The sequence below is a fragment of the Luteimonas sp. J29 genome (genome assembly GCF_000472505.1).
In the GTDB taxonomy this organism is placed as follows: domain Bacteria; phylum Pseudomonadota; class Gammaproteobacteria; order Xanthomonadales; family Xanthomonadaceae; genus Luteimonas.
Genome location: NZ_AWZR01000001.1, coordinates 208,164 through 224,164, shown reverse-complemented (window position 1 = coordinate 224,164; position 16,001 = coordinate 208,164). Strand labels below are relative to the sequence as shown.

The window sequence follows — 16,001 nt, the reverse complement described above, 5'->3', positions numbered from 1 at the left end:
CCGCCATGGCCATCAACGTCTCCGCGTGGTCGATCCGCAACCCGGTGCCGGCGACGCTGCTGTTCGCCCTGCTCACGCTGGCCGGCCTGTTCGCGTTCCGCGGCGCGACCGTGCAGCACTTCCCCGACGTGGACCTGCCGATGGTCGTGGTCACCGCCAGCCTGCCCGGCACCGCGCCGGCGCAGATGGAAACCGAGGTCGCGCGGCGGCTGGAGAACGCGATGGCGACCATGACCGGCCTGCGCCACCTGCACACCACGGTGCAGGACGGCGTGGCCACGATCGCCGCCGAGTTCCGCCTGGAGAAGGATCCGCAGCAGGCGCTCGACGACACCCGCGCCGCGGTGGCGCGCGTGCGCAGCGACCTGCCGCCCGCGCTGCGCGACCCGGTGGTGCGCAGGATCGAGTTCAAGAACGCGCCGATCCTCACCTACACCGTGGCCTCGCAGCGCCTCGACGAGGAGGCGCTGTCGTGGCTGGTGGACGACCTGGTCACCCGGCGCCTGCTGGCGGTGCCGGGCGTGGGCGCGGTGCGCCGCATCGGCGGCGTGGACCGCCAGGTGCGGGTGGAACTGGATCCCGACCAGCTGCTGGCGCTGCGGGTGGGCGCGGCCGACGTCTCGCGCCGCCTGCTGCAATTGCAGCGCGAGGCGCCGGGCGGCCGCGCCCGGCTGGGCGGCGGCGAGCAGGCGGTGCGCACGCGGGTCGAGGTGCCGTCGGCGGACGCGCTGCGCACGCTCGAACTGCCGCTGTCGGACGGGCGGATCGCGCGCCTGGACCAGGTGGCCACGGTCACCGACGGCCGCGCCGAGCGCCGCAGCGGCGCGTTCCTCGACGGGCGTCCGGTGGTGGCTTTCGAGGTGGTGCGGGCGATCGGCGCCGGCGACCTCGCGGTGGCCGACGGGGTGCGCGAGGCGCTGGACCGGCTGGCCCGCGAGCGCCCGGAGCTGGAGATCGCCGAGGCGTTCAACGCCGTCGATCCGGTGCGCGAGAACTACCGCGGCAGCCTGTCGCTGCTGCTCGAGGGCGCGGTGCTGGCGGTGCTGGTGGTGGGCCTGTTCCTGCGCGACGTGCGCGCCACCCTGGTCAGCGCGGTGGCGCTGCCGCTGTCGATCCTGCCGACCTTCGTGCTGATGCAGTGGATGGGATTCACGCTCAACATCATCACCCTGCTGTCGCTGTCGCTGGTGGTCGGGATCCTGGTGGACGATGCGATCGTGGAGATCGAGAACATCATGCGCCACCTCGCCGAGGGCAAGTCGCCGCTGCAGGCGGCGCGCGAGGCGGCCGACGAGATCGGGCTGGCGGTGATCGCGACGACGTTCGCCCTGGTCGCGGTGTTCCTGCCGACCGCGTTCATGGACGGCCTGGCCGGGAAATTCTTCCGCCAGTTCGGCTGGACCGCGGCGATCGCGGTGTTCTTCTCGCTCGTGGTGGCGCGGCTGCTGACGCCGATGATGGCGGCGTACCTGCTGAAGGCGCCCAGGCAGGTGGCGCGCGAGCCGTCGTGGATGCCCGCCTGCCTCGCGGCGGCGCGCTGGGCGCTCACCCATCGCGGCACGGCGCTGGCCGCGACGGCGGCGTTCGTCGTGCTCGCCTGCCTGCCGCTGGCGACCGGCACGCTGCAGACCAGCTTCATGCCGCCGGAGGACGTGGGCCAGGTGAAGGTCACGATCGAGCTGCCGCCGGGCAGCCCGTACGAGCGCACCCGCGCGGTGGCCGAGCAGGCGCGGCGCGCCGTGGCCGGGCATCCGCACGTGCGCCGGGTGTACGCCGCGATCGGCGGCGGCAGCGGCGGCGAGGACTCCCCGGGCGGCGTGCCGGAAGCGCGCATGGCCTGGCTCACGCTCGGCCTGGCGCCGCGCGGCGAACGCAGCGGGGTGACCCAGCAGCAGGTCGAGCGCGAGCTGCGCGCGCGCCTGCGCGACGTGCCCGGCGCGCGCATCCGCGTCGGCAGCAGCGACACCTACACCCTCGCCCTCTCCGGCGAGGACGCCGACCTGCTGGCGCGGCACGCGGCGGTGGTGGAACGCGAGCTGCGCACCCTGCCCGGCATCGGCCAGGTCACGACCCGGTCCAGCCTGCAGCGGCCGGAGGTGATCGTGCGCCCCGACCCCGCGCGCGCCGCCGACCTCGGCGTCAGCACCGAGGCCATTGCCGAGACCGTGCGCGTGGCCACCCAGGGCGACTACGAGCAGCTGCTGCCGCGGCTCGACCTCGACCAGCGCCAGGTGCCGATCGTGGTGCGCCTGCCCGAAGAGGCCACGCGCGACCTCGACCTGCTGCGCCAGCTCACCGTGCCCGGCGCCCGCGGCCCGGTGCCGCTGCGCGAGGTGGCGACGCTGGAGATCGCCAGCGGTCCGGCCCAGATCGACCGCCTCGACCGGCTGCGCAACGTCAACTTCGAGATCGAGCTCGACGGGCAGGCGCTGGGCGAGGTGCAGCGGCGCGTGGCGCAACTGCCGAGCCTGGCGCGACTGCCGCCCGGCCTCGCCCGCGCCGACATCGGCCAGGCCGAGACCTCGAACGAGAGCGGCCGCGGCTTCCTGCTGGCGATGGGCACCGGCGTGGCCTGCATCTACGTGGTGCTGGTGCTGCTGTTCGGCACCTGGCTGCAGCCGCTGACCATCCTCGGCGCGCTGGCGCTGTCGATCCCCGGCGCGATCCTGGCGCTGGTGGCGACCGGCCACCATCTGAGCCTGCCGGCGATGATCGGCATGGTGATGCTGATGGGCATCGCCAGCAAGAACTCGATCCTGCTGGTGGAGTACGCGATCGTGGCGCGGCGCGACCACGGCCTGTCGCGGCTCGATGCCCTGCTCGACGCCTGCCGCAAGCGCGCCCGGCCCATCGTGATGACCACGCTGGCGATGGGCGCCGGCATGCTGCCGATCGCGCTCGGCTTCGGCGCGGACCCCTCGTTCCGCGCCCCGATGGCGATCGTCGTCATCGGCGGCCTGGTCACCTCGACCGTGCTCAGCCTGCTGGTGATCCCCGTGCTCTACACCTGCGTCGACGACCTCGCCAGCCGCTTCCACCGCACCCACCGGCGCACCCACGCACCCGCCACCCCCCGCCCCCTGTAGGAGCGGCTTCAGCCGCGACCACGCCCGTCTCCCCTGCAGGAGCGCCTTCAACCACGACCACGCCCCCCGCCCGCTCCGCTGTAGGAGCGGCTTCAGCCGCGACCCCCTCCTCAGATCCGCACCCGCCACCCCCGCGCATCCATCCACCGCACCACCCCCCACCACAGCGCGACGAAACAGAGCGCAAACGCCAGCGACGGCACGTACGGCCCGAACCGCGGCGTCATCCACCCCGCCAACGCCCACCCGTACACCGCGCCCCACTGCCCGCTGGCCGCGAGCAGGCACACCATCAGCGCCGAACCGGCATAGGCGGTGATCGCGTTGACGCCGAAGCTGCGGCCGACGGCGGGCCAGCCGCGGCGGTCGATGAGCAGGTGCAGCAGCCACAGTGCCAGCGCCGCCCAGCCGGCGGTCCACAGCACGTAGGACGAGGTCCACAGCGCCTTGTTGAACGGCATCGCCAGCGACCACAGCGCGCCGAGCACCAGCATCGCGATCCCCATCCCCAACAGCCGCTGCGGCCGGCCGCGACGCAGCCAGTCGCCGGCGCGCACGCCGAGCAGCACCGTGGCGATCGCCGGCAGCGTGGACACCAGCCCCTCCGGATCGTGGCCGAGGCCGGTCCCCGGGTCGTACCGGTACAGCAGCGGCGCGAACAGCGCGGTGTCGATGCGGTCGGCGAGGTTGTGCAGCGGCGCGTAGCCAGCGGGCGCGAGCAGCACCCACCAGCCGAGCAGCAGCGCGGCCACCAGCGCCCACTGCGTGCGCGGCTTCAGGTGCAGCGCCAGCGGCGCGGCGACCAGGAAGCACAGGCCGATCCGCTGCAGCACCCCCCACACGCGGTAGTGCGGAGTGTCGAAGGCCCACCACGCGACCAGGTGCAACAGCAGGCCGAGCGCGACGATGCGCAGCCCGCGCACGGCGATCGCGCGATGCAGCGCGGCCGTGGCCGCGCCCGCCTCCGCGCGCGGCGCCACACCGAGCGCGATCGACACGCCGACCACGAACAGGAAGAACGGGAACACCAGGTCGGTCGGCGTGCAGCCGTGCCAGGGTGCGTGCAGCAACGGCGCGTAGACATGGCCCCAGTCGCCCGGGGTGTTGACCAGCAGCATGGCCGCGACGGTGAGCCCGCGCAGCGCGTCGACCGAGTCGAAGCGCCGGGCGCCGCTCACGCCGCGTGCCGCTCCATGTCGCCGCCGATCCAGGTGGCGCGCACCTGCAGCGCGGCGTCGAGCAGCACCAGGTCGGCCGCGAGGCCGGGCGCGATGCGCCCGCGTTCGCCGTCGATGCGCAGGAACCGCGCCGGATAGGTGGCGGCCATGCGCGCGGCCTCCTCCAGCGGCAGGCCGAGCAGCCGCACGCAGTTGCGCACGGCCGTGGCCATGTCGAGCGCCGATCCGGCCAGCGCCCCGGCGGCGTTGCGGACCACGCCATCGACCGCGGTGATGGTCTCGCCGTAGAGCTCGAACGAGGGGCTGCCGGCGCCGACCATCGGCATCGCGTCGGTGACCAGGAACAGCTTGCCGCGCGGCTTGGCCGCCAGCGCCACGCGCAGGCTGGCCGGGTGCACGTGCACGCCGTCGACGATGATCCCGCACCAGCTGCCCTGGTCCTCGAGCGCGGCGCCGACCACGCCCGGCTCGCGCCCCGCGATCGGGGTCATGGCGTTGAAGAGGTGGGTGAATCCGCGCACGCCCGCGTCGAGGCCGGCGCGAGCCGCTTCGTAGTCCGCGGCGGTGTGGCCCGCGCAGACGATGACGCCGCGGGCGACGAGATCGCGGATCGTGTCGGCCGGGACGCGTTCGGGCGCGAGGGTGAGCACGGTGACGCCGTTGCCCAGCGAGGCAGCGAGCGCGACCTCGTCCGCATCGGGCACCCGGAACACCGACGCGTCATGCGTGCCCTTGCGCGCGGGCGCCAGGTACGGCCCTTCGAGGTGGATGCCGAGCACGCCGGGCACGCCTCGTGCGATCGCTTCGCGCACGGCCGCGATCGCCTCGCGCATGGTCCCGACCCGGTCGCTGATCAGCGTCGGCAGCAGGCCGGTGGTGCCGAAGCGCCGGTGCGCGCGGGCGATCGCGCGCACGCCTTCGACCGTGGGCGTGTTGTTGAGCAGCACCCCGCCGCCGCCGTTGACCTGGGCGTCGATGAAGCCGGGCAGCAGCCAGCCGCCCTCGAGGTCGACGGCATCGGCATCGCGCACGCGCGGATCGCCGGCCGCGGCCACGGCGGCGATGCGACCGCCCTCCACCAGCACCGCGTGGTCTTCGAGGAAGCCCGCGTCACCCAGCACGCGGCCATTGACCAGCGCGGTGGCCATCAGACCGTCTCGGTGACCTTGTTGAGGTGCGGCGGCTGGTCCGGGTCGTGGCCGCGGGCGATCGCGAGCGCGTTGGCCATGCGGTAGAACGACTGCACCAGCAGCAGCGGCGCGCAGGCCGGATGCGGCGGCGTGGCCACGGGCAGGTTGCCTTCCGGCCCGGGCAGCGCAGCCCACACCCGGGCGCCGCGCGCGCGGAACTCCGCGACCAGCGCGCGCGTGCCGTCGAGCGTGGCGTCGGGCTGGGCGAGCACCAGCACCGGGAAGCCCTCGCCCACCAGCGCCATCGGCCCGTGCTTGACCTCGGCCGCGCTGTAGGCCTCGGCGTGCAGGCCGCAGGTTTCCTTGAACTTGAGCGCGGCCTCCTGCGCGGCGGCGAGCCCGAGGCCGCGCCCGAGCACGTACAGGTTGCGCGCCGGCACCAGGCCGTCCACCGCGTCGGACCAGTCGCAGTCCCAGGCGCGGCGCATCGCCGCGGGCAGCCGCTCGAGCGCGTCGAGCAGCGCCGCATCGCCGCTCCACAGCGCACCCAGCTGCAGGATCGCCGAGAGCGAGGCCAGGTAGCTCTTGGTCGCCGCCACGCTGCGCTCGGGGCCGGCGTGCAGCGGCACCACCACGTCGGCGAGCGCGGCCAGCGGCGAGTCGGCGACGTTGACCATCGCCACCACCCGCGCCCCGGCCTCGCGCGCGGCCTCGGCATTGCGCACCAGGTCCGGGCTCCTGCCCGACTGGGAAATGGCGAGGAACAGCGCGCCGCGCAGGCGCTGCGGCACGCTGTAGACCGAGCCGACCGAGGGCGAGATCGAGCTGGTCACCATGCCCAGCCGGGTCTCGAGCAGGGCCTTGGCGTAGGTGGCGGCATGGTCGGAGCTGCCGCGCGCGCAGGTGGCGACGAACGGCGGCGGGCTGCGCTGCAGTTCCGCGGCCAGCGCCGACAGCACGTCGCGGTTGGCGGCGAGTTGCGCGGCGAGCACGTCGGGCGCCTCGGCGGCTTCCCGGAACATGCGCGTGGAACCGGCGCACGTCGCGGGCGGGCCGGGGTCATGCATGGGGTTCATGGTTCACCATTGGCAGGCGCCGGCGCGCGCGGGCGCACCGGCGCGGTCGATCCGCGCACCACCAGCTGCGGCACGAAGCCCTGGTTGGGCACCGGCGGCGCGTCCGGGCGCAGGCTGGCGATGAGCATCCGCGCCGCGTGGCGCGCGATCTCCTCGGTGGCCTGCTTGGCGGTGGTGAGCGCCGGCCAGGACTGGCGCGAGAACGGGCTGTCCTCGAAGCCGGCGATCGACAGGTCGTAGGGCACGTTCATGCCGGCCGACTTGGCCGCGGCCAGCACGCCGGCCGCGATCTCGTCGTTGGAGCCGAAGATGGCGGTGGGCGGGTCGCGCAGCGCGAGCAGGCGGCGCGCGCCGCGGAAGCCGTCGTCGAAGGTGTAGTCGCCCGGGATCACCAGGTGCTTGTCGAGGGTGATGCCGTAGTCCTTGAGCGCCTGTTCGTAGCCCAGGTAGCGCTCGGAGCTGGAGCGGTGCTCCTGGCCGCCCCAGAGGAAGCCGATGCGCTGGTGGCCGAGCTGGATCAGGTGCTCGGTGATCTCGTAGGCGGCGTCGCGATCGTCGACGTAGACGCAGGGATAGCCGTCGTCGGGGTCTTCGGCCGCAGCGATGATGCGGGTGGCGCGCACGCCGGCCCGGCCCAGCGCCTCGACCAGGTCCATGCGCTCGGACATCGGCGCGGTCAGCACCAGCCCGGCCAGGCGCGAGCGCTGGACCAGTTCCACCAGTTCCTCGGCCAGCAGCGGCGAGGTCGCGTCGCAGGGATGGATCTGCAGGCCGAAGCCGGTCTCGCGGCAGGCGGCGAGCACGCCGTTCTGCATGCCGATGATGTGGTACGGGTTGGGGTTGTCGTACACCAGGCCGATCACGTAGGCGCTGGAGCTGCGCAGGTTGCGCGCGGAGGGATCGGGCTCGTAGTCGAGCTCGGCGATGGCCTGCAGCACCCGGGCGCGGGTCGCGGGCAGCACCGAGGGCTCGTTGTTGATCACGCGCGAGACGGTCTTGAGCGAGACCCCGGCGCGCTGGGCGACCGTCCGGATCGTCGGTTTGCGCTGGCTGGCTGGCTCGTCACCCATGTCCGGCTCCGGATTTGTCCGCTGGTCGGTCACGACGACTAACGTTGTCATACTTTGCGCCGGAATGCCACTTGGGGCCCCGTCCCGTACCGCGCGCGCCGCGCCGTTCCGGTGTTGTCCTGCAGCATGTGTCCCGTGGACACGCGCCAGACATGCCGCGCCAGGGCGCATGTTTGCGGGCGCCCATGACGCCGATCCGCGCAACCCCTGGCGGATTGTCCTGACGTTGCCTCGAATGCGGCGCGCCTGCCGGCGGCCGGGCCAGCATCGCTTGACAACGATGTCACGCACTCCAACACTCCAGCCAGGCCCCGGGCACCGGCCCGGGGCGGAGCACAGGAGTCGACGTGGGCGCATCCGCCAGCCCCCTGCCGAGCACGCCGCCGACCGCCGGCGCGCCGTTCATCGCCGCCGACGTCGGCGGCACCCACGTGCGGGTCGGCCTGGTGGACGGCCGCGATCCGTCGCGCCTGCTGCAGTACCGCAAGTACGCCTGCGCCGACTTCGCCGGCCTGGCCGAGGTGCTGCAGGCGTTCCTGGCCACGCTCGGCCCCGGCACGGCGATCCGCCACGGCGTGATCGCCTGCGCCGGGCACGCGCTCGAGGACGGCTCGCTGCTGTCGGTGAACCTGCCCTGGCCGGTGGTGCCGGCGCGCATCCGCGACCGCCTGGGCTTCGAGGACTTCCAGCTGGTCAACGACTTCGAGGCGGTGGCGCACGCGGTGGCCGGGGCCGGCACGCCGTCGCTGCTGCGCCTGTCGGGGCCGGCGCAGGCCGCGGTGCCGGGGCCGACCCTGGTGGTGGGCCCGGGCACCGGCCTGGGCGCGGCGGTGCGGATCCCCGCGCGCGGCGGCGCGGTGGTGCTCGCCACCGAGGCCGGCCAGGCCGCGCTCACGGTGTCCACGCCGCTCGAGATCGAGGTGCTGCAGGAGTTCCTGCGCGAACGGCACCACGTGCCGATGGAGCACGCGCTGTCCGGGCCCGGCCTGCTGCGCCTGCACCTGGCGCTGGCGCGGGTGCGCGGCGAGGCGCCGACGCGGGCGACGCCAGACGCGATCAGCGCGGCCGCGCGCGCCGGCGACGACGCGCTCGCGCGCGAGACCCTGGACCTGTTCTGCGGCCTGCTCGGCAGCGCGGTCGGCGACATGGCGCTGCTCTACGGCGCCCACGGCGGCGTGCACCTGGCCGGCGGGATCCTGCCGCAGATCCGCGACTTCCTCGAACACAGCAGCTTCGTCGCGCGCTTCCTCGACAAGGGGCCGATGCGCGAGGCGCTGCAGAAGATTCCCGTGACCCTGGTCGAGCACGGGCAGCTGGGCGTGATCGGCGCCGCCAGCTGGTACCTCGACCGGATCCGGCACCAGGACGACGCGTGAAGGGATGCCCGCCGCCCGGAGACACCAACGCGCCGAACCACGGCGAGCACCGCCAGCCAAATACCGTGATGGGGAGAACCGCCATGAGACACCGTAAATCCATGCTCTCGACCGCGATCGCCGTGTGCCTCGGGGTGGCCATGCCGGCCCACGCCCAGGACGCCGCGACCGCGGCGGCCGACGACGCCACCGACCTCGACCGGGTGGTCGTCACCGGCATCCGCGCCAGCCTGCAGCAGGCGCTGGACACCAAGCGCAACAGCGACGCGATCATCGACGTGGTCACCGCCGAGGACGTGGGCAAGTTCCCCTCGACCAACGTGGCCGAGGCGATCTCCACGCTCCCGGGCGTGACCATCGACAAGGCCTTCGGCCAGGGCGAGAAGATCAGCATCCTCGGCACCGACCCCGCGCTCAACCGCACCCTGCTCAACGGCCAGACCGTGGCCTCGGCCGACTGGTTCATCACCGACCAGCCCGGCCGCACCTTCAACTACTCGCTGCTGGCGCCGCAGCTGGTCGGCAGGGTGGAGGTGTACAAGTCGCCCGAGGCGCACATCGACGAAGGCTCGATCGGCGGCACCGTGATCGTGCACACGCGCAAGCCGCTGGACCTCGACGGCACCACCATCGCCGGCCACGTCGGCTACCTGTACAACGACCGCATCGAGGGCGGCGACCCGCAGGCCTCGCTGCTGCTGGGCTGGAAGAACGAGGCCGGCAACTTCGGCGTGATCGTCGCCGCGCAGCGCGCGGACGAAGGCATCCGCCGCGACGGCGTCGAGTCCTACGGCACGGTCACCGGCCGCGACTACGCCGAAGGCCAGGGCGGCGGCAGCTCGTTCGACCCGACCATGGACTGGGGCGCGGGCGTGGAAGTGCCGCCGGCGTGCCGGGGCGCGTGCGAGGCGACCCTGCGCGCCAACCCGGACGCGGTCGCGCCCAACTCGATCAGCGCGCACTACTTCGAGCAGCAGCGCAAGCGCGACACGGTGTCGGTGGCGCTGCAGTTCCGCCCGCACGAGAAGCTGGACATCGAGTTCAACGCGCTCGACGTCACCGCCGACTACGACAACATCAGCCACTCCATGTTCGCCTTCAACGGCAACGCGTGGAACAGCCTGATGCGGCTGACCGACCTGGAGGTGGAGGGCGGCGTCATCACCCGCGCCTCGTTCAGCAACGCGCTGACCGTGTACGACCTGATCAACCGCCAGGCCACGGTGGAGACCGACTCCTACGACCTCAAGGCGACCTGGAACGACGAGCGCTGGTTCGCCTCCGCGCACGCGGGCACCACCAAGGCCACCGGCGGCACCGGGCGCCAGGTGTTCGGCGAGTTCCTGAACTGGGCCGACTACAGCTACGACCTCACCGGCACGCCGCGGCTGGACTTCGCGGGCTACAACTACGGCTCGGCGCCCGCGACCAGCCCGAACGTCGCCGGCAGCCCGTTCACCGACCCCGACGCGTTCCGCATCGACGGCGGCTGGGGCGCCGACCCGAACGACCCGGCGGGCTGGAACACCGGCTGGGGCGGCAACATCGTGACCAAGCCGACCTGGGACGAGGAAACCTACGGCCAGGTCGATTTCGGCATCCGCCTCGACTCGCCGGTGTACCAGGTCCGCTTCGGCCTCAAGCGCCGCGAGCACGAGACCGGGCAGACGATGGCCGGCGTGGCGGTGGCCGCGGTGGCCGGCTACGGCGACGCCACGGCGGCGCAGTTCTCGCCGCGCCCGCTGCCCTCGAACTACCTCAGCGGCTTCGGCGACACCGGCGACCTGTCCAACCGCTTCACCATCGACGGCTGGGCGATGGCCGACTGGATCCTCAGCGGCGACTGGCTGGCGCCGTGGCAGACCATGCCGGTGCCCGACATCTTCGCCGACCCCTCGTTCGTGCAGAACACCTGGACCGTGACCGAGGACGTCGACGCCGCCTACGTGCAGGCCGACTACAGCTGGAACGGGCTGCGCGGCAATATCGGCGTGCGCTTCGTGCAGACCGAGTCCAACAGCATGGGCTGGCAGTGCACCACCGGCGCGGCCTGCACCGCCGACGCCTACGAGCAGGTGAGCGTGCGCAAGAAGTACGACGACTTCCTGCCCAACCTCAACGTCGTCTACGACCTGTCCGACGAGCTGGTGCTGCGCTTCTCGGCGGCCAAGGTGATCGCGCGGCCGAACTTCGGCGACATGTCCACCTACCTGTGGCTCGGCCCGCAGACGCTCACCGGCGGCGGCGGCAACCCGGACCTCGACCCGTACCGCTCCACCAACCTCGACTTCTCCGCGGAGTGGTACTTCGCCGACAACGCGATCCTGGCCGGCACCGTGTTCCACAAGGACGTCGGCAACTACATCCTGCACACCACCCGCACCGAGCAGCACCTCAACGTCAGCACCGGCGAGGTGATGGACTTCGTGGTCTCGCGCCCGGACAACGCCGGCGAGGCGACGATCAAGGGCTTCTCGCTGGCCTACCAGCAGGCGCTGTGGGGCGGGCTGGGCCTGCTGGCCAACTACACCTACGCCGACGCCGAGGCCAGCAACGGCGACCCGATGCCGTGGACCTCGAAGGACCAGTACAACATCAGCCCGTTCTTCGAGAACGACCGCTGGAGCGCGCGCGTCACCTACTCCTGGCGTTCGAAGTACTACACCCAGGTCGACCGCGGCAACTTCCTGGTCACCGACGACTACGAGTCGCTCGACGCCAGCATCGGCTTCCGCATCAACGACCGCCTCAGCCTGACCCTGGACGGCATGAACCTGCTCGACTCGGAGTACTACACCTACGCCCAGGTCGAGGGCGTGCCGAACACCGAGAAGCTGGTGCGCGGCCTGTACCGCACCGGGCGCCGCTACATGGCCTCGCTGCGGATGCAGTTCTGACCGACGGCGACCCTCCCGGACGTATGCCGTCCTCGCTTCGGGCCCGGTCACGTTCCGGGCCCGCCTTTTTTCGCTATCGTCGGGCCGGGCGCCATGGCGGCTCCGCCATGGCCGGCATGGCGGCCATGCACACTTCAGGAGCAAGACGAGGATGAACCGATGACCCAGTTGTCTTCACGCGCGCGCGGCCTCGCACTGGTCCTGGGCGCCGCCGTCGTCCTGGCGGCCTGCGGCGAGCGCAGCGCGCCGCGCCCCGCGCCGCCCCCGGCCACGCAGGCCGAGGCGGTGTCGAAGCCGGCCCTGGTGCCGCTGCCGGCCCGCATGGAGCAGCGCGAGGGCAGCTTCCGCTTCGACGCCGGCGTCGCGCTCGGCGCGGCCGACGAGGCCGCGCGGCGCGTGGCCGGGCACTTCGCCGGCATGGTCGCGGCCACCCACGGCTTCACCCCGGCGCTGGCCGGCGAGGGCGCGCAGGCCGCGATCGTGTTCGCGATCGACCCGGCGGCCTCGCCCGATGCGCCGGAAGGCTACGAACTCGAGGTCGCCCGCGAGGGCGCGCAGGTGCGCGCCAGCGACGAGCGCGGCCTGTTCTACGGCGCGGTCACGCTGTGGCAGCTGCTGTCCTCGGCCCAGGGCGAGGCGGTGCGGATCCCGGCGCTGCGGATCGAGGACGCGCCGCGCTTTTCCTGGCGCGGGCTGATGCTCGACTCGGCGCGGCACTTCCAGTCGGTCGACGAGATCAAGCGGCTGATCGACGCGATGGCCCGGCACAAGCTCAACGTGCTGCACTGGCACCTGACCGACGACCAGGGCTGGCGGATCGAGATCCCGAAGTACCCGAAGCTGATGGAGGTCGGCGGCTGCCGGATCCCGGCCGGCGAGGCCGGCACCGACCCCGATACCGGCGAACCCCGGCCGTACTGCGGCTGGTACACCCAGGCCCAGATCCGCGACATCGTCGCCTACGCCGGCGAGCGCCACATCATGGTGGTGCCCGAGTTCGACATGCCCGGCCACGTGCAGGCGGTGGTCGCGGCGTATCCCGAGTACGGCTCGCTCGGCGACACCCCGCCGGTGTCGAACGAATGGGGCGTGCACCAGTACCTGTTCAACGTCGACGAAGGCACGTTCGCCTTCATCGAGGACGTGCTCGACGAGATCATGGCGCTGTTCCCCGCGCCCTACATCCACGTCGGCGGCGACGAGGCGGTCAAGGACCAGTGGCAGGCCTCGCCGCGGGTGCAGGCGCGGATGAAGGAGCTCGGCATCGCCGACGAGACCGCGCTGCAGAGCTGGTTCATCAAGCGCATCGAGGCCTACCTGTCGGGCAAGGGCCGCAGGCTGCTGGGCTGGGACGAGATCCTGGACGGCGGCATCGCGCCCAACGCGACCGTGATGTCCTGGCGCGGGATCGAGGGCGGCATCGCCGCCGCGCGCGCGGGCCACGACGTGGTGATGGCCCCGGTCGACAAGCTGTACCTGGACTACCTGCAGACCTCGTCGCCGAACGAGCCGCCCGGCCGGCCGGTGCAGGTCACGCTGCGCGACGTGTACGAGTTCGAACCGGTGCCGGCGGTGCTCGCCCCCGCCCAGCGCAGGCACATCCTCGGCGTGCAGGCCAACGTCTGGACCGAGCACATGCGCACCTTCGACCGGGTGCAGCATGCGGTCTTCCCGCGCATCGCGGCGCTGGCCGAGACCGCGTGGTCGCCGCCCGAGGCGCGCAGCTTCGACGGCTTTCTCGCCCGCCTGCCGGTGCAGCTGCGCCGCTACGAGGCCTTCGGCATCGCCTACGCGCGCACGCCGTTCGAGGTCCAGGCCACGGCCAGCGCCGACCGCGCCGCGGGCACGGTGGAGGTGGCGCTGGAGAACCCGCTCGGCTATCCGATCCGCTACACCACCGACGGCAGCGATCCCGACGGCGATTCGCCGCTGTACGAATCGCCGATCCAGGCGGCGCTGCCGCTGGAGGTGCGCGCGGCCGCGTTCGACGGCCCGCGCCCGCTGGCGCCGGCCACGCGCCACGTCTACGACGCGGCCAGCCTGCTGGTGCGCAGCGACGAACAGCTGGCGACCTGCCCCGACACCGGCCGGCTGCTGCTGCGGCTGGAGGACGACGGGCCGGTGGACGGCGAGCGCGCGCTGTTCAACGTGACCATCTTCTATCCGTGCTGGCTGTGGCCGGAGGCCGACCTGGAGGGCATCGCCGCGGTGAAGGTGCGCCTGGGACGGATGCCGTACTACTTCCAGCTCGCCCACGACGAGCCGCACCGCAAATTCATGCCGGCCGAAACGCCGCATGGCGAACTGCTGGTGCAGACCGGCGGCTGCAACGGCCCGGCCGTGGCCCGCATCCCGCTGCCGGAGCGCACCGGGGCCGACGGCTTCGTCGAGGTGGAGGCCGCGTTCCCGGGCGACGCGCCCGGCAGCACCGACCTGTGCTTCACCACCACCGGCGACACCCGGCCGGCGATGTGGGTGCTGGACCGCGCGACGCTGGTTCCGCGCTGACGGGCGTGGCCGGCGCCCCGCGCGGGCGCCGGCTCAGTCCTCGCGCCGTCCGTCGACGCGCAGCAGCAGGTCGTGCAGCGGCGTGAGCCGCGTGGCGAGTCCGGCGATGACGCCGAGCGTATTGGCCAGCGCGTCGTCGGGATCGGCCATGCGGGTGGCGGTGAGGCTGCCCTGCGCGTATTCCAGGCCGATGCCCAGCAGCACCAGGCCGAGGCCGGCGCCCAGCAGCGCCGGCCAGTTGCGGAACAGCTGCACGGCGCCCGCGGCCAGCGCGCAGTAGGCGAGGAAATGCGACCACTTGTCGCTCTGGTCGAAGTCGGGCATCGGCGGCGGCGGCATCAGCGACAACACCACCACGCCCGCGATCGCCAGGCACCACAGCGTCGCCCACAGCCAGGCGTGGCGCAGCGGCTTGAGCGAGCCGCCGGGCCGGTAGCGGGGACGCGGGCGCCGGCTCACAGGCGGTGGCTCAGGTCGCCGAACACGAACGCCGCTTCGAGCGGCACGTCGCGCGCGAAGCCCATCACCTGGAAGCGCTCGCCCATGCCGCCGGGAATCGTGAGCAGCTTGGCCTGCTGGCGCAGCGCGTAGCGCTCGGCCTCGCCGGGCGCGCGCGCCTCGTGCGCCGCCAGCCGCCGTTCGAGGCCGTTGGCGATCAGGAAGCAGGCCTGGGTGCAGTAGCCGGCGAGATCGAACCCGGCCCCGGTGCCGGCCTCGGCCAGCGCGGTGAAATCGACCGAGGCGGTGATGTCCTGCAGGCCGGGGCGCGCGAGCACGTCCTCGACCAGGCGGTGGCGGTGGAAGGCGCGCAGGGTGCCGTCGCGCCTTCGCGGGTCGTAGTACTCGCGCCGCGGATAGCCGTAGTCGACGAACAGCATCGCGCCCGATTTCAGCCCGCCGGCCACGGCCTGCAGCCAGTACGGCAGCTGCGGCAGCAGTTCGGCGCGGTGGCCGTCGGCGAACGGACCGTCGAGCTGGCTCTCGACGTGGCGCACCGCGGCGGTGAGCAGGGCGTCGGCGGGCCGCTCGACGATGCGGAAGCCGTCGCCGTCGATCGCGACGTGCTCCTCGAACACCTCGCCGCCCTGGATCGCGAACCGGGGCGTGGGCAGCGCATCGAGCACCTCGTTGGCGAACAGCACCCCGTCCCAGTCGTCCGGCATCGGGCCCTGCATCCACTCCACGCGCGCGAAGTCCCCGGCCGGCAGCGTCGCCCGGAGGTAGGCCTGCTGGCGCTCGCGCAGGTCGGCGCTGGGTTCGAGGATGGCGTAGCGCCCGGGCAGCGCGTCGAGCTCGCGCAGCAGCGCGATCACGTCGCCCGCGAAGCGGCCGCTGCCCGCGCCGATCTCGAAGAAGCGCGCCTGCGCTCCGAGCCGGCGCAGCGCCGGGGCGAGCGCGATGGCCACGCACTCGGCGAACAGCGGGCCGAGCTCGGGCGCGGTGACGAAGTCGCCCGCCGGCCCGAACTTGGTGGCGCCGGCGCTGTAGTAGCCCAGTCCCGGCGCGTACAGCGCCAGCTCCATGAAGCGCCAGAACGGGATCGCGCCGCCGGCGGCGGCGATCTGCTCCCGGATCAGGGCCTGCAGGCGCTGGCTGTGCGCGAAGGCTTCTTCCGGGAGCGTGTGGTCGGACATCGGCGGCGTCTGCGGCGACAATGCGACAGGATAACGGCAATCCGGA

Annotated in this window: 10 protein-coding genes; 4 read left to right on the top strand and 6 right to left on the bottom strand. The window is 73.0% G+C overall.

Annotated features, from left to right (window positions below):
• The first annotated feature begins 5 nt into the window (after positions 1–5).
• Positions 6–3,086: an efflux RND transporter permease subunit gene (locus LUTJ29_RS15640; RefSeq protein WP_043740001.1), complete on the top strand. Its 3,081-nt coding sequence runs from the start codon at positions 6–8 to the stop codon at positions 3,084–3,086.
• 110 nt (positions 3,087–3,196) lie between these two features.
• On the opposite strand, the gene LUTJ29_RS0100930 is transcribed toward LUTJ29_RS15640, so the two are convergent.
• The 4 genes from LUTJ29_RS0100930 to LUTJ29_RS0100915 are packed head-to-tail and all read right to left on the bottom strand — an operon-like array spanning position 3,197 to position 7,540.
• Positions 3,197–4,264: a heparan-alpha-glucosaminide N-acetyltransferase domain-containing protein gene (locus LUTJ29_RS0100930; protein WP_027070898.1), complete on the bottom strand. Its 1,068-nt coding sequence runs from the start codon at positions 4,262–4,264 to the stop codon at positions 3,197–3,199.
• Positions 4,261–5,412 carry an N-acetylglucosamine-6-phosphate deacetylase gene (gene nagA, locus LUTJ29_RS0100925; protein WP_027070897.1) on the bottom strand — a complete coding sequence of 384 codons (1,152 nt, stop codon included), beginning with the start codon at positions 5,410–5,412 and terminating at the stop codon, positions 4,261–4,263. Before nagA ends, LUTJ29_RS0100930 begins: the two co-directional genes overlap by 4 nt.
• Complete coding sequence (locus tag LUTJ29_RS0100920; RefSeq protein ID WP_051322561.1) at positions 5,412–6,461, bottom strand: SIS domain-containing protein; 1,050 nt, start codon at positions 6,459–6,461, stop codon at positions 5,412–5,414. Before LUTJ29_RS0100920 ends, nagA begins: the two co-directional genes overlap by 1 nt.
• 5 nt (positions 6,462–6,466) lie before the next feature.
• Positions 6,467–7,540: a LacI family DNA-binding transcriptional regulator gene (locus tag LUTJ29_RS0100915; RefSeq protein ID WP_027070895.1), complete on the bottom strand. Its 1,074-nt coding sequence runs from the start codon at positions 7,538–7,540 to the stop codon at positions 6,467–6,469.
• Positions 7,541–7,887: 347 nt separating this feature from the next.
• Here LUTJ29_RS0100915 and LUTJ29_RS0100910 point away from each other — a divergent pair, with 347 nt between their 5' ends.
• The 3 genes from LUTJ29_RS0100910 (at position 7,888) to LUTJ29_RS0100900 (ending at position 14,321) form a co-directional block, all read left to right on the top strand.
• Entirely contained in the window at positions 7,888–8,916 is a 1,029-nt protein-coding gene (locus tag LUTJ29_RS0100910; protein ID WP_051322560.1) for a glucokinase, read from the top strand.
• An 83-nt stretch (positions 8,917–8,999) separates the two neighbouring features.
• The gene (locus LUTJ29_RS0100905) at positions 9,000–11,813 is read left to right on the top strand and encodes a TonB-dependent receptor (RefSeq protein WP_027070893.1); all 2,814 of its coding nucleotides are present in this window, start codon (positions 9,000–9,002) and stop codon (positions 11,811–11,813) included.
• 159 nt (positions 11,814–11,972) lie between these two features.
• Complete coding sequence (locus LUTJ29_RS0100900; RefSeq protein WP_027070892.1) at positions 11,973–14,321, top strand: family 20 glycosylhydrolase; 2,349 nt, start codon at positions 11,973–11,975, stop codon at positions 14,319–14,321.
• A 33-nt stretch (positions 14,322–14,354) separates the two neighbouring features.
• Here LUTJ29_RS0100900 and LUTJ29_RS0100895 read toward each other — a convergent pair whose 3' ends face one another.
• Both LUTJ29_RS0100895 and LUTJ29_RS15635 read right to left on the bottom strand, forming a co-directional pair.
• Positions 14,355–14,780, bottom strand: coding sequence for a hypothetical protein (locus tag LUTJ29_RS0100895; protein WP_051322559.1), 426 nt, complete (start codon positions 14,778–14,780; stop codon positions 14,355–14,357).
• Positions 14,777–15,955 (bottom strand): SAM-dependent methyltransferase, encoded by a 1,179-nt coding sequence (locus LUTJ29_RS15635; RefSeq protein ID WP_043740000.1) that lies wholly within the window; start codon positions 15,953–15,955, stop codon positions 14,777–14,779. The genes LUTJ29_RS0100895 and LUTJ29_RS15635 overlap by 4 nt, the downstream gene beginning before the upstream one ends.
• Between the last annotated feature and the right edge of the window lie 46 nt (positions 15,956–16,001).